Annotated in this window: 15 protein-coding genes and 1 pseudogene; 9 read left to right on the forward strand and 7 right to left on the reverse strand. The window is 58.4% G+C overall.

What is annotated here, in order from left to right; translation table 11 throughout:
• Positions 1–9 precede the first annotated feature (9 nt).
• Positions 10–747, reverse strand: coding sequence for a DUF7504 family protein (locus LIX15_RS19395; RefSeq protein ID WP_227775200.1), 738 nt, complete (start codon positions 745–747; stop codon positions 10–12).
• A 115-nt stretch (positions 748–862) separates the two neighbouring features.
• Between LIX15_RS19395 and LIX15_RS19400 the strand changes: the two genes are divergently transcribed.
• Positions 863–1,948, forward strand: a complete 1,086-nt coding sequence (locus LIX15_RS19400) for an NADH:flavin oxidoreductase/NADH oxidase (protein WP_227775202.1) — start codon at positions 863–865, stop codon at positions 1,946–1,948.
• Between the two features lie 99 nt (positions 1,949–2,047).
• On the opposite strand, the gene LIX15_RS19405 is transcribed toward LIX15_RS19400, so the two are convergent.
• Positions 2,048–2,536, reverse strand: a complete 489-nt coding sequence (locus LIX15_RS19405) for a DUF7992 family protein (RefSeq protein ID WP_227775203.1) — start codon at positions 2,534–2,536, stop codon at positions 2,048–2,050.
• A gap of 194 nt (positions 2,537–2,730) precedes the next feature.
• Between LIX15_RS19405 and LIX15_RS19410 the strand changes: the two genes are divergently transcribed.
• Genes LIX15_RS19410 through LIX15_RS19420 form a run of 3 tightly spaced genes read left to right on the forward strand, consistent with a single transcriptional unit; the run spans position 2,731 to position 3,771 of the window.
• Positions 2,731–3,078: a helix-turn-helix domain-containing protein gene (locus tag LIX15_RS19410; RefSeq protein ID WP_227775205.1), complete on the forward strand. Its 348-nt coding sequence runs from the start codon at positions 2,731–2,733 to the stop codon at positions 3,076–3,078.
• Between the two features lies 1 nt (position 3,079).
• Positions 3,080–3,463 carry a DUF7521 family protein gene (locus tag LIX15_RS19415; RefSeq protein WP_227775206.1) on the forward strand — a complete coding sequence of 128 codons (384 nt, stop codon included), beginning with the start codon at positions 3,080–3,082 and terminating at the stop codon, positions 3,461–3,463.
• Positions 3,460–3,771 carry a DUF7521 family protein gene (locus tag LIX15_RS19420; protein ID WP_227775208.1) on the forward strand — a complete coding sequence of 104 codons (312 nt, stop codon included), beginning with the start codon at positions 3,460–3,462 and terminating at the stop codon, positions 3,769–3,771. The genes LIX15_RS19415 and LIX15_RS19420 overlap by 4 nt, the downstream gene beginning before the upstream one ends.
• Here LIX15_RS19420 and LIX15_RS19425 read toward each other — a convergent pair.
• Positions 3,758–4,501 (reverse strand): sensor domain-containing protein, encoded by a 744-nt coding sequence (locus tag LIX15_RS19425; RefSeq protein WP_227775209.1) that lies wholly within the window; start codon positions 4,499–4,501, stop codon positions 3,758–3,760. The two genes, LIX15_RS19420 and LIX15_RS19425, sit on opposite strands and share 14 nt — an antisense overlap.
• Before the next feature lie 198 nt (positions 4,502–4,699).
• Between LIX15_RS19425 and LIX15_RS19430 the strand changes: the two genes are divergently transcribed.
• Both LIX15_RS19430 and LIX15_RS19435 read left to right on the forward strand, forming a co-directional pair.
• The gene (locus tag LIX15_RS19430) at positions 4,700–5,305 is read left to right on the forward strand and encodes a halocyanin domain-containing protein (protein WP_227775210.1); all 606 of its coding nucleotides are present in this window, start codon (positions 4,700–4,702) and stop codon (positions 5,303–5,305) included.
• Positions 5,302–5,895 carry a hypothetical protein gene (locus LIX15_RS19435; protein ID WP_227775211.1) on the forward strand — a complete coding sequence of 198 codons (594 nt, stop codon included), beginning with the start codon at positions 5,302–5,304 and terminating at the stop codon, positions 5,893–5,895. The genes LIX15_RS19430 and LIX15_RS19435 overlap by 4 nt, the downstream gene beginning before the upstream one ends.
• 57 nt (positions 5,896–5,952) lie before the next feature.
• Here LIX15_RS19435 and LIX15_RS19440 read toward each other — a convergent pair whose 3' ends face one another.
• Complete coding sequence (locus LIX15_RS19440; RefSeq protein WP_227775212.1) at positions 5,953–6,543, reverse strand: HAD family hydrolase; 591 nt, start codon at positions 6,541–6,543, stop codon at positions 5,953–5,955.
• A 130-nt stretch (positions 6,544–6,673) separates the two neighbouring features.
• Between LIX15_RS19440 and LIX15_RS19445 the strand changes: the two are divergent.
• Positions 6,674–7,875, forward strand: a pseudogene (locus LIX15_RS19445) (CobW family GTP-binding protein).
• Here LIX15_RS19445 and LIX15_RS19450 read toward each other — a convergent pair.
• Positions 7,876–8,022: a hypothetical protein gene (locus LIX15_RS19450; protein WP_227775213.1), complete on the reverse strand. Its 147-nt coding sequence runs from the start codon at positions 8,020–8,022 to the stop codon at positions 7,876–7,878.
• Between the two features lie 161 nt (positions 8,023–8,183).
• Here LIX15_RS19450 and LIX15_RS19455 point away from each other — a divergent pair, with 161 nt between their 5' ends.
• Positions 8,184–9,380, forward strand: coding sequence for a GNAT family N-acetyltransferase (locus LIX15_RS19455; protein WP_227775214.1), 1,197 nt, complete (start codon positions 8,184–8,186; stop codon positions 9,378–9,380).
• A gap of 52 nt (positions 9,381–9,432) precedes the next feature.
• Entirely contained in the window at positions 9,433–10,152 is a 720-nt protein-coding gene (locus LIX15_RS19460; protein WP_227775215.1) for a DUF7547 family protein, read from the forward strand.
• A 470-nt stretch (positions 10,153–10,622) separates the two neighbouring features.
• On the opposite strand, the gene LIX15_RS19465 is transcribed toward LIX15_RS19460, so the two are convergent.
• Both LIX15_RS19465 and LIX15_RS19470 read right to left on the reverse strand, forming a co-directional pair.
• A complete protein-coding gene (locus LIX15_RS19465; RefSeq protein WP_227775216.1) occupies positions 10,623–10,988 on the reverse strand; it encodes a Zn-ribbon domain-containing OB-fold protein in 366 nt (121 codons plus the stop codon).
• Positions 10,988–12,139, reverse strand: coding sequence for a thiolase family protein (locus LIX15_RS19470; RefSeq protein WP_227775219.1), 1,152 nt, complete (start codon positions 12,137–12,139; stop codon positions 10,988–10,990). Before LIX15_RS19470 ends, LIX15_RS19465 begins: the two co-directional genes overlap by 1 nt.
• Positions 12,140–12,301: the final 162 nt, after the last annotated feature.

Consider the following 12,301-nt stretch of genomic DNA (forward strand, 5'->3'; position numbering starts at 1 on the left):
AATCCGAATTCAGAGCGACAGCCAATCCGTCGTCACGTCTTGTCGCACCAACTGCCATCTGTGTACCGGCTCTCCGCCGGTCGTCCGAACCTCGACAACGGCGTCGAAAACCGGCGCGAGCATGATTGCAGTGGTCGAATCCATCTCGGTCGGAAGATGAAAGTGAGCCATTCCGTTGACGTTTCGGACGCGTGCGGTCAAAATGTGTAAGAATCGGAACACTGCTTCGTGGTTGTACTCTTCTAAGAGCGGGACGAGCGAGTCGAAACACATCCGCAGTTCACCCGATTGTAAGCCGCCGCTCTCTCGCTCGAACTCGTCGATGGCCTCGGAAATCGTGATTCCGAGGCGGGCGAGACTTCCACTTGTGAGGACGGTCGTTTCCGACTTGTCATCGGAGCCGTGTCCGATGTCGTGGCTGGCACCGTCGTGATTGGTGTTCGCCACCGTGGCGCTTCGCGTGTGCGTCGCTCGCTCGATGATTTTTACGTTTCCGTCGTTCGAACCGAGGCTCACTCTGTTGCATGCTTCGTGTGCGTGACTGTTTGCGCCGTCGGTTTTGACGAACAATCGATATCGCGGCTCCGTCTTGGATTCCCCGAGAAATCGCTCGCAAGCTTTTCCCATCGTTGGCTGTGGTCCAACGAGGAGTAGTCCGCTTCCACGGCGCTTGAGTCCCGCCAGTGTTCGAGTGAAGATGGCCGCCGTTTCCGACGAATGGGCACTGTTTTCGCCACGATTCTGCATTGTTTCACAAATATATCACACTGTATAATAAGTTTTCGGGTAGCCGTGTCGTGACTATCGGCAAACACGGCAGTGTCTGTAGCTGTTTTCACTATCAGATGCGTAGACGGGGACGATGGCTGACGACCTATTCAGTAACATTTCGTTTCGGGAGAGTACGGCACGAAATCGCGTGATGGTGTCTCCAATGTGTCAGTACTCCTGCACGGAAGACGGACTGGCGACGGATTGGCATCGGGTTCACCTCGGAAGTCGTGCGACCGGCGGCGCAGGAATCGTCATGACGGAGGCTACGGCGGTCGAGCCTCGTGGCCGTATTTCGCCGAACGACCTCGGTATCTGGAGCGATGAACACGCGGACGCGCTCGAACCTGTCGCGCGATTCATCCGAGAACGGGGTTCGGTTCCGGCGATTCAGCTCGCGCACGCGGGAAGAAAAGCGAGCAAATCCCGGCCGTGGGAAGGAAGTACGCCGCTCCAACCGGACGAAGGCGGCTGGGAGACTGTCGCACCGAGCGCCGACACGTGGCCCTACGACGCCGAACCGCCTGAGATTCGCGAGATGACGAAAGATGACATCGGAACCGTCGTGGACGCCTTCGCAACCGCGGCGGAGTACTCCCTCGACGCCGGGTTCGAAATCGCGGAAGTTCACGCCGCCCACGGCTATCTGCTCCACGAATTTCTCTCACCGGTTGCGAACCACCGCGAGGACGAGTACGGTGGACGTTTCGAAAACCGAATCCGTATCGTCCGCGAGGTGACCGAAACCGTTCGAGAAATCTGGCCGGACGACAAACCCGTGTTTGTCCGCATTTCCGCAACCGATTGGCTTCCGGAGCGAGACTCGTGGACAGTCTCCGATTCGGTTCGACTCGCGGATCGACTGTCCGACGTGGCAGACCTCATTGACGTGAGTGCTGGCGGTCTGCATCCCGACCAACGAATTCCGAGTTCTGGGCCGAACTATCAAGTTCCGTACGCCGAGCGAATCCGCGAGCAGACCGACCTCCCAGTCGGGGCAGTTGGCGGGATCTCCGAACCGGCACAGGCCGACGCCCTCATTCGGAACGAGCGCGCCGACCTCGCCATCGTCGGCCGCGAGCATCTCCGCGACCCGTACTTTACGCTCCACGCCGCGGAGGCGCTCGGGGCAGAAGACCGAATCGAGTGGCCACAGCAGTATCGACGGGCGGTGTGAGCGACTGTCCGATGTAACTTTGCTTTAACCGCTCCAACCTATCAGCTACTCACCGCCGTCTGTCTTCTCGACCACTATTCGTCCGATTTCTCTCGACCACTATTCGTTCCGATTTCGTTCGTTTTCGCGGAGGTCGTCGTCGCGGGCGTTGTACTGTTCGCCGAAGGTTTCGGTCATGTCGCGCTCCTCCTCCCACGCGACATAGTAGTCGGAAAGAACGCCAGCGACAGTCTCGCCCAACTCGTCCAGTTCCTCGTTGATTTCGGACACTCGCGACCACGAGTCGAGCAACGGGTGCTGTCCTTCCCAGTTTTCCCCGATTTCTGGCGATTCGTATCTCACTTCCGTCGCCTCCTCGTCCCAAAAGAAATCGAGTTCGGTCAGCAAATCGAGGTCGAGGAGGACGCGATACGAATCGGCAGAAAGCGACGTTTCCGCCGCCCACTCGCCGAACCCCTCCTCCCACGCGTTTTCCTCACCATCGAGATACGCCTGCAGATCGCCGCGTTTCTCCCCGTCGGGTTCGTACTGATCTTCGCGTTCCCCGTCGATAATCGGTGGGTCGGGTGTGCTCACGTCCAGACTCATACACGGAGAGACGCGGTTCAGAACGATAAACTATACATGCCGGTGCGGATTCCGAACGACGATCTTCTCACGGTCGCCAACTCTGCAACTGTAACTGTGGGTTTAAGTCACCGGCATACCGACATTCACCGACTCCATGACCGTATCGGGCGCCGTGAACGAACGTCGATATCACCTCGGTACCGCCGAATAGAATGGCGGAGGACAGCGAGGTACGGGAAATCGCCGCGCTCCTCGAAGACGAATACGCCCATGCAATCCTCATCTACACGAGCGAAAACGCCATGTCTGCACCCGAACTGAGCGACGCGTGTGAGGCGTCCGTTTCGACCATCTATCGCCGTATCGAACGCCTTCAGGAACACGAGCTACTCGACGAACAACTCCAGTTAGACCGAGACGGACATCATTACAAAACGTACACTGCCCGGCTTGAGCGAATCGAAATCGAACTTCGTGAGGGAAAATTCGAAATCGAAGTAACCTATCGTCCGGCGGACGCCGCCGACCGATTCACCGATCTGTTCGAGGGGTTGCGATAGAATGGACGCTCGCATCCTCCTTCAGCAATCCACGAATGGGATCGGTGGGTCGCCGCTCGTCATCGTCCTCGCACTTCTCGGGCTGTTTGTCACCGTCGCCCTGTCGCTCGTCGTCGCGTATCTGGTCGTTCGCGGTTACCGGCGGAACCGAAATCGAGCGCGATTGTTTCTCGCAGCCGGGTTGATTCTGCTCACGACGGGGCCGATTTTGATTCAATTGGTACTGACGAATTTCATGGCTGTTCCGGCTGTCGTCCGTTCCGCGGCCGCCAACGCGAGTAAGCTACTCGGGCTGGGCGCGATGCTGTACGCGATTTACGGCGTCTCGAATCCACGAACGAACACGAAAACGGGTGACGCCGGCGGCTCACGGGTGAGAAGATGACGTGGACGATGCTCCAACTCCCGAATACAACACCGGACACCGAAGGGCTAATCTTCGTCTTTGCGGCGGTGACCGCCATCGTCGGTCTGTTCGTCGCGTACCAAGCCTTTCGCGGCTACCGACGCAACGAAAGTCGTCCCATGCTGTATCTCGCGCTCGGGGTAATTTTCCTCACTACCGTACCCGTTATCGTCGATTCTGCTCTGTCGGGCTTGACGGAAGCGACCGATGCGGGGATTTTGCTCGCGGTTACTTTAGCCCATCTCGTCGGTGTCAGCTCGATTCTGTACGCGATCATGAGAGCATGATTCGTGCGTACCGACCCCAGATTCCTGCGAGGGCATTGAACAATTGCAGTGAAATCAGCAAGAGAACCATTCCGACAGCTGAAACGAACAGCGCGCCGAGAAGCGTCTCGACGCGCCACGAACCTAGCTGAAATGTTGTCGTCAGACCGACCAACAGGTTGTCCCACCCGAACAGAATATCGAGCGTAAACGCATCCGATGGAATCGGTCCGTAGGCCGAAACGGGTGCCTCTTCGTAGTACAACGGGGCCAGCAGAAAACTGCCGATCGTTGCCATCAGCGACGAGAGCAGGCCGAACACGACGGTTCCGTAAACGAACTCACTAAGCAGGTACGCGACTCCCTTCCACGTTCCACTGTTCGTTACGAGTCGCTTGCCTCGAATCCAGATCGTTTTCCCCGCTTTGTCGTCGAAGATACCTTCGAAATCTGCTTCAGACGACGGTATCTCGACTCCCAATAGCAGTCGAACGAGGATTCGTTCGAGTCCCGTGAATCCGACTACCAGTGCGAGACATAGAACGAGAATCGGAATGCCGACAACGATGATTACGAGGGGAAGTCCCGTCAACACCCCTGTCGTCAAAACGGTGAAGTAGAGAATCCCCAGCGGAAACATCGCTACGAGATAACAGAGGTTTCGGTACGTCTGCCCTCTCGCCGGGGTACGGAGGAACCGAGCAACTGCTCCGTCGTAGGTACGCGACCGCGGTGATTGGTTAGTTGACATCGTTGTGCGTTTTGAAGCCGTTGAATCTTGCTATCTGTACTACACAGGCAGTGTTCTTAACCGATTGGATTCGGAAAACGGCCGGCCTTCTCACGATAGCGGAAAAAAGACGAGAGCAACTATATAAATATTTTGTACCGTTGCTGCGCTGGCGACTGTGCTGTCGGCATTATCGCTATTTCGCGCATCGAACCTTGTATGGCTAAGCGAAACACCGCTGCCGAATGCGCGAGCAACAAACCGTCTGACTCCCGGCCCCTAACGAAGTCCGGCTCCCCCGAACGAACCGAAATCAACAACACCCTACGCGAGAGGCGACAAGTCCTCCGCGCCGCCGCCGGTGTTATGTTCGCTGGCTTGCTTGCCGGTTGTACCGACGGTAGTAGCGGCGCCCAAGATACGACTGGAGACGGTGAAACGAGCGCCGATGGCTGGCTATCTGAAACCGACAATTACGATTCGGTCGAGGATATGACCGGAAACGACCGCATCACCGTCGAAGTCGGTGTGAAGGGGAACAACGGTGCGAATGCATTCTCGCCCCCCGCAATCGAGGTGTCGCCCGGAACGACGATAACGTGGAAATGGGTCAACGGTTACCACAACGTCGTGGCCACAGATGGTTCGTTCGACAGCGGACAACCGGAAGAAGGTACGACGTTCGAATACACCTTCGAAACGCCTGGAACGTCGCTCTACTACTGTAAACCGCACGAATCGATGGGGATGAAAGGAGCCATCGTCGTCGCAAAGGACGGGAGCGAACCCGCTGACGAAACGACAAGTCGGACTGAATCGCGATGACTCAAACTGCCAATAACCGTACGGGGCAAAACGTGTTGTCCGCGACGTGGTGGACACCACGACGAACGAAACTAGCCAGCTTTTGCGGTATCGTCGGTGGTCTGGGCTTGACTGCACTTTCGATTACTCGAACCGGGGTCGGTCTTGATTTGGGCGCGATCAACGCGCTGTATCCAGTCGGCTACCTTCTGTTGTCCGTTTCACTCCTCGCGGCCGACGCTCGATATGTCTCGGAGTACGGTCGTCGCGGTCGTCTCCTCGCCGTTCTTCTCTCGCTCTCGCTGCTGAGTTACGCCGGTTCAATCATCGTCCTGCTGGTGAGCCGAATCGGATTCGGCTCCGTACAAACGCCAGTGACCGGACTTATCGGAATCGCGTTCCTCGCGATGCGACTGCTCGGAAGCCTTTACGGAGTTCGCCTGTGGCGACGTACGGAAACCCGTCTTACGGCGGGATTGTTCATCGCCGTCCTCCCCGCCGCACTCCTCCTCGGCCCGCTTGCCGTCGTCGGTTTTCCGGCCTTTTGGATCGAATCTCCGCTCTATCTTGCGTTCATCGCCCTCGGATACGATCTATGGAGGGGTAACTAGCCTCCAGAATTCCGTTTCATTCGGTACTGACGACGGATTCAGGGGTCCGTACCGGTATCACACTCGCCGAAACGCGGTTCCCGCTCTCCGAGCGGTCTCCGCGTCGCTGTCCGAATCCCGGACGAATAGTGTCTTCTCCGGTTCTGTCCCCAAGCGTCCCACGGCGGTGAGAAGCGGTTCGGGATGCGGTTTTCGATTTTCGACCGAGTTCCGGCCGACGATTGCCCCGATTTCTTTCGAAATACCGTGTGCGTCCAACGCCTCGCGGCACGCCGCCTCGCAGTTGAGCGAACAGATGCCGACCGGTACGTTCGCTTTGACCAGTTGTCCATATCCGGTAACCGTTCGGAGTTGCGCGCCCCTTCGCGCTCCGCCGCAGCGATGTGGGATTCGATGTCCTCCATCGCGCCGATCTCCTCTGCAATCGGCACCAAGTCCAGCGCGTCGTTCGCGTTCGGAGTTTCGCCGTGTTCTCCGAGTATCCGTTTGATTTCCTCTGCCGTCTCCTGCCAATCCACGGCGAGCCGCACCAACGTCCCGTCGAGATCGTACACGATGGCGTCGTACGAAGTAACCATGCTCGTAGGCGACGAGAATACGGCATAAATGTTTCCTCGCCGCTCGACGAGCGAAAAATACGCTATTCATCGCGTGAGTGCTTTATGAACCGCATTTAGCAGTGCGGGTTCGACTATCGCCTGTCGGGTTTCGACGGCTCGTACACGGTCTTCGAATAGGCATGCCAACTCCTATCTCGAAGCAGACCGATACCGGAGCTATGGGGGACGAACGAATTCCGATTACGGTCGTTACGGGGTGTCTTGGCGTGGGAAAAACGACGCTCATCAATCACGTTCTCGACGACCCCGGCGACCGCAGTATCGCCGTCGTCGTCAACGACGTGGGTGAAGTGAACGTCGATACCGAACTGATACGGGGTGCGACCGACGACATCGTAGACCTCTCGAACGGCTGTCTCTGCTGTCAGCTTCAGGACGACCTCCGGTCGACGCTCGCTTTACTGAGAGATAACCGTGAGTTCGACTGTCTCCTCATCGAGGCGTCGGGCGTGAGCGAACCAATTCCGCTCGCTCGGACGCTCCTCGGCATGGACGACGAGGAACCCGATCCAAGCGTAGCGTATCGGTTAGATACGATGGTTTCGGTCGTCGATAGCGTCGGCTTTGCGAACGCGTTTGATACCGAAACCGGACGGCTACGCGAAGCGAATGTAAGTAACCCTCGCCCGCTAACGGATGTGCTGGTCGAAACCGTCGAGTTTTGTGATCTCCTCTTGTTGAACAAGTGCGACGCTCTTTCCGAAGATTCGCTGGACGAGGTGGAAGCACTCGTCAGGGAACTACAGCCGAACGCCGAACTGATTCGGACGACCGACGCCGCCGTTTCCCCCGAAACGATCCTCGAAATCGAACCGGCCGGTTCGATTTCGAGGACGCGCGACGCTCGCCGGGATGGAAACACGCGCTGGCGGGCGGCGGAAGAACCGATGGCGTTCGACACGAGCATCGTGATGATACCACTCATGACCATCCCGATGACGTCGATACCAGCCGCGACGGCCACGACCACGGTGAGCATACCCACCGGACACGCGACTCGGCAACTGAATCCATCGCCGACCGAATCGAAACCGTCGTTTACGAGCGCGAACGCCCGTTTCAGCCGAACCGGTTGAACGCGTGGTTGGATGATTGGGACGGGAATATCGCTCGGACGAAAGGCGTTTGTTGGATAGCCGGGTGGGACGGTGACGCGATGGGATTGAATCAGGCAGGCCCGTCGATTCGTTGCGGGTCGCTCGGCGAATGGAATCCGGACGAACGAATGACGCGACTCGTCCTCATCGGCACCGACATCGACGAAAACCGTGTTTCGGATACGCTCGATAGATGTCTCGTCAGGGCAGATGAGGAGGGCACCTCGTGGAATCCGGAGCGCGGCCCGTTTCCGCGGCGTTAACTACGCGAGTTGGTCGCGGAGGTCGTCCCACGATTCGTGGAATCCGTACTCGTCGTCACCACGGGAACTGACTGCGCGCTGATACACGTCGTCGTACGCGAGAAGTTTCGTCCAGCCGTCTTCGCGAGCGGTGCAGTACTGGCACATGGGTGTGTAAGACGCGGTGGGGACGAATAATCCTTTGCGAGGCTCGGTAATCGACGGTTCTCGCCCGTGTCCGTAACAAGCATCTCTTCAATTTAATATCGCGAAATACGATATATGTAGTCGATACGAATCTATTTCTCGCTTCACATCTACCACCAAATATGCCCGAATACCGCCCGATTCCCGCAAAGCGCAAGCGGGAGTACGACCAGTTTTTGCACTACGCCTTTCGTCCGGAGGACGGCCCTAAATCCGACGAGGATGACGACGACAAACCAAATCTCGGCGACCGACGGGGACTCTTCGACGGCGACGACCTCCTCTGTGTCTGCAAACACCACTGGTTTACCACGCGCATCCGAGACGAGTGGCACGAGATGGCCGGACTATCCGCCGTCGCTTCGCCGCCCGAAAGTCGTCGCGGAGGATTGGTACGGCAGATGCTCAAGCATTCGCTCGCCGAGTATCGTGAAAACGAGGCGTACTTCTCCGCACTCTGGCCGTTCTCATACGAATTTTATCGAAAATACGGCTGGGGAACGGTGAACAAGTACACGAAGTACGAGACGACGCCCGACGCCCTCGCGCTAAATACAGATCCAACAGGCGACTTCCGCCGACTCGATGCCGACGAGTGGGAACTGCTCCAGTCGGCGTTCGACGCCCACAGCGAGGGGTACGCGCTTTCCATCGACCGAACCGAAGAGTGGTGGCGTCACCGCGTTTTCGAAGGGTGGAAAAAAGATCCCTACGTGTACGCGTGGGTGCCGAATAGGGAGAAGAATGCTCGCGGCTACGTCGTCTACACGATCCAAGAGGAAGATGACGGCGACGGTAAGCGACTCAAAGTCTGGGAGATGGCCCACGCGGACGACGAAGCGTACCGCCACCTGCTTCGGTTCGCGCAGTATCACGACTCGCAAGTCGAAACCGTCGAACTATCCCACGAACCCGAAAACACGACCCTCCTCGACATGGTGGACAATCCGCGCGACGTGAACTGCGAGATTGAAACCGGCCCGATGTTCCGACTCGTGGACGTTCCCCGTGCCCTCGAAAGCATCTCTTATCCCGGCGAAATCTCCGAAAACATCGTCCTTCGCGTCGCCGATTCGCTGGCGGAATGGAACGACGGGACGTTCGAACTCGACACCGACGACATCGTCCTTTGCGACCGAACCGAGGACGACCCGGACGTGACGCTCAACGTGAATACGCTTTCGCAACTGGTCGCGGGCTACTACTCCGTAGAGGACGCCGAGCGATTCGGTTCCTGTTCCATCGAATCCGACGACGCCCGCGTCCATCTCAACTCCTTATTCCCGAAGCGAGACGTGTTCCTCCGGGAAGGATTCTAACGACCAGTTTCGACCAGCCAATATTTTTGTTCTGCAGTGCGAACGTCCGGCTATGCCAAACGACCCGGACGACCTCGAAAACCGAATCGAGGAGTTGGAGACAATGTTACGCGATTTGCAGACGGAACTCCAGCGCCCTCCTCACGGCCCGTTCGGTCTTCCCCGCCCGCCCACTCCCCGTGAAATGCTCTCGTTCACCAGCGAGTACGCTCTCCCGACGCTCATCACCATGCTAGAGGCGAACATTCGCGCCCTCAAGGCGCTCCAGCAAATCATCCGCCTCGTAGACCCCGAGTACGATTCGACCCGCGAAGCGCGCTCCGAACTGAGTTCCCGCGCGGGACGCGCGAGTCAAGCCACGTTAGACCGGCTTCAATCCACGCTCGAAGACGTCGAAGGCGCCCTCACGGAAGGCGGTCTTCCGCAGGAACCCGGCGCGCGCCGGATTCTTGAAGACGCACGCCGACTCAGCGACGACATCCGCGAGGAAATTTCTGCGGGGAGAGAGCAGGCGGACGACAGTCGTGAGGCGATGAAGACGGACGAGAAGAGCGAAGAAGGCGAAGCGGGCGAAGAAATCGAAGTAGAGGAGGAAAAACCGCAAGTCGATGTCGATGCCGAACTGCGCTCGATTCGGGATGAACTGGGCGTTCGCGGTGACGGGGATTCGGAGGGTGATTTGGATACGGGAGACAGTTCTGAAGACGATGATTCAGCGGAGGACTCGGAAAATGGGGCGACTGCTGGCGATTCGGGCGATTCTGAGAAGTGAAACGCTTTTTGGTAGACTGTCTGTTTTTCGTGCTGTGTCTTTTCGATGCTAGCAGTTGTTGACTCCGCTGAACCTGCCACTACGGCAAATTCGTCACTCTGTGGAGAATATTTCCGACCAGTCGATTGCAAATCACGTCAACACACAACCGCAACCGCACTGCGACAGCCACAATCCTCCCCAACCGATTCCTTCGCTCCTTTCAGTCGCTCAGTCAACCCTCGCACGCTGTCAGCACAGACCTTCGGACGTGAAGTCCTCAGGCGTGTGCCAGCGCGCGCCATGTGGCCAATTCGGGATTTCGGATGGTCACAACTTCAGACAGACACAAACCGCATGGCGCGTGCGTCAGCAAGCCACACTCAACTCAATCAATAATTAGAATCCAGTAGAATTGGAAACAGCTAGCCACACCGAATCAAACCACAAATCGAAAACAGCTAGTCAGATAAAAACCGACTCTCGCCGAGTCACTCCAGAGGCTCGAACCGATAGCCGTCCCACTCCTGACTCTCTTTCTCCCGAATCCCCGCGTTGGGGTCGCGCAGTTCCCCCACGTACACCGGGCGAACCTCGTCCCCAATCTCGATCTCCCCGGTCGTCACCTGTCCGATTGTCCGCACCGACCCGCCATCTACGTCGAACTCCACGATTGCGAGGTGGTTCGGTTGCCGAACGCCGGGTGGGGTCGCGGTGCTGGTCGTCCACGTCACGACTTCGGCGATTCGGTCGGTCAAATCCACGGTTTCGGTTTGCGGTTCCGCACACTCCGGACAGCGTGGATGCCCCGGAATCGAGAGGTGGCTGTTCGGACAACGGTGTGCTTCGAGGGTCATTATCGCGCCTCCATGATGGTGGTCGTGACGCAGTTGCCGAACCCGCCGACGTTGCAGGCCAGCGCGACCTCCGCATCGACCTGTCGCTTTCCGGCCTCGCCGCGCAATTGCTGGTGCAGTTCGTAGGCCTGTGCGACCCCGCTCGCGCCGAGCGGGTGACCCTTCGATTTTAGCCCACCGGAGGTGTTGATGGGCAGTTCCCCGTCGCGGTCGGTGACGCCCGCCTCGACGGCTCTCCAGCCTTCTCCCCGGTCGAAGAAGCCCACCGCCTCGCTCTGAAGGAATTCGAGGATGGTGAACATGTCGTGGAGTTCCGCCACGTCCACGTCGTCCGGGTCGCGCTCGGCCATCTGGTAGGCGAGTTCGCTGCTCTCGTAGGCCGCGCCCATCACCGTCGGGTCGGCGCGTTGGTGAACGACGTGGGTGTCCGTCGCACCCGCGATGCCCGAAATCACGGTGTAGTCGTCGGTGTACTCCTTTGCCTTCGATTCGGGACAGAAGAGGAGCGCCGCACTCCCGTCCGTGATTGGACAGAAGTCGTACAGTCGCAGCGGGTCGGCGACGATTGGCGACTCCATCACCGTCTCCAAATCCACCGCCTTGCGGAACTGGGCGTGCGGGTTGTCTATCCCATTTTCGTGGTTTTTCACGGCTACCTTCGCCAAACTCTCGCGCGGCGCGTCGTACTCGTGGAGGTATCTGCGGGCGGTCAACCCCGCAAAACTGGGGAGCGTGACGCCGTGTTTGTACTCCTCGGGATGCGTGAGCGAGGCGATTACGTCCGTTGACTCGGCGGTCGTTCTGTGGGTCATCTTCTCGCCGCCGACGAGGAGGGTCAGGTTGCTCGCCCCTGACGCGACCGACTGCCACGACGAATAAATTCCGGCCCCGCCGCTCGCGCTCGTCTGGTCGATTCGCTGGGTGTACGCCGGAAGTGCGCCCAAATCGTGTGCCAATGCGTTCGGAATCCCCGTCTGTCCCTCGAACTCGCCGCTCGCCATGTTCGAGACGTACAGATGCTCCACATCCAACGGCGAGACGCCAGCGTCGTCGAGGCAGGCTTGTCCGGCCTCCGCGAGCAGGTCGCGTATCCACCCTTCGCGGTTGCCGAACTCCGTCATCGACGCGCCGATGACTGCGACTCGGTTCATGGCACAGACGACGCGCGGGTGGGTTTAGAATCTTGAGATTCCCGAAAGGGAAAGTAGTTGTCACGAACTGAACTCCTGTCCGGTACTCGACGAATGACCCTCCTTACCGCTCTCGCTACGGCATCGATTGCCGGTTCTGGTCGCCTCGACGCCTACTCGCAC

It is taken from the genome of Haladaptatus pallidirubidus (assembly GCF_020700235.1).
Taxonomy (GTDB): domain Archaea; phylum Halobacteriota; class Halobacteria; order Halobacteriales; family Haladaptataceae; genus Haladaptatus; species Haladaptatus pallidirubidus.

Excerpts from the sequence above, each read along its gene's own strand:
- LIX15_RS19425 (WP_227775209.1), bottom strand. The coding sequence starts at position 4,501 with ATGTCAACTAACCAATCACCGCGGTCGCGTACCTACGACGGAGCAGTT.
- LIX15_RS19415 (WP_227775206.1), top strand. The coding sequence starts at position 3,080 with ATGGACGCTCGCATCCTCCTTCAGCAATCCACGAATGGGATCGGTGGG.
- LIX15_RS19465 (WP_227775216.1), bottom strand. The coding sequence starts at position 10,988 with ATGACCCTCGAAGCACACCGTTGTCCGAACAGCCACCTCTCGATTCCG.
- LIX15_RS19460 (WP_227775215.1), top strand. The coding sequence starts at position 9,433 with ATGCCAAACGACCCGGACGACCTCGAAAACCGAATCGAGGAGTTGGAG.
- LIX15_RS19440 (WP_227775212.1), bottom strand. The coding sequence starts at position 6,543 with ATGAATAGCGTATTTTTCGCTCGTCGAGCGGCGAGGAAACATTTATGC.
- LIX15_RS19455 (WP_227775214.1), top strand. The coding sequence starts at position 8,184 with ATGCCCGAATACCGCCCGATTCCCGCAAAGCGCAAGCGGGAGTACGAC.
- LIX15_RS19405 (WP_227775203.1), bottom strand. The coding sequence starts at position 2,536 with ATGAGTCTGGACGTGAGCACACCCGACCCACCGATTATCGACGGGGAA.
- LIX15_RS19400 (WP_227775202.1), top strand. The coding sequence starts at position 863 with ATGGCTGACGACCTATTCAGTAACATTTCGTTTCGGGAGAGTACGGCA.
- LIX15_RS19450 (WP_227775213.1), bottom strand. The coding sequence starts at position 8,022 with ATGTGCCAGTACTGCACCGCTCGCGAAGACGGCTGGACGAAACTTCTC.
- LIX15_RS19470 (WP_227775219.1), bottom strand. The coding sequence starts at position 12,139 with ATGAACCGAGTCGCAGTCATCGGCGCGTCGATGACGGAGTTCGGCAAC.
- LIX15_RS19410 (WP_227775205.1), top strand. The coding sequence starts at position 2,731 with ATGGCGGAGGACAGCGAGGTACGGGAAATCGCCGCGCTCCTCGAAGAC.
- LIX15_RS19430 (WP_227775210.1), top strand. The coding sequence starts at position 4,700 with ATGGCTAAGCGAAACACCGCTGCCGAATGCGCGAGCAACAAACCGTCT.
- LIX15_RS19395 (WP_227775200.1), bottom strand. The coding sequence starts at position 747 with ATGCAGAATCGTGGCGAAAACAGTGCCCATTCGTCGGAAACGGCGGCC.
- LIX15_RS19420 (WP_227775208.1), top strand. The coding sequence starts at position 3,460 with ATGACGTGGACGATGCTCCAACTCCCGAATACAACACCGGACACCGAA.
- LIX15_RS19435 (WP_227775211.1), top strand. The coding sequence starts at position 5,302 with ATGACTCAAACTGCCAATAACCGTACGGGGCAAAACGTGTTGTCCGCG.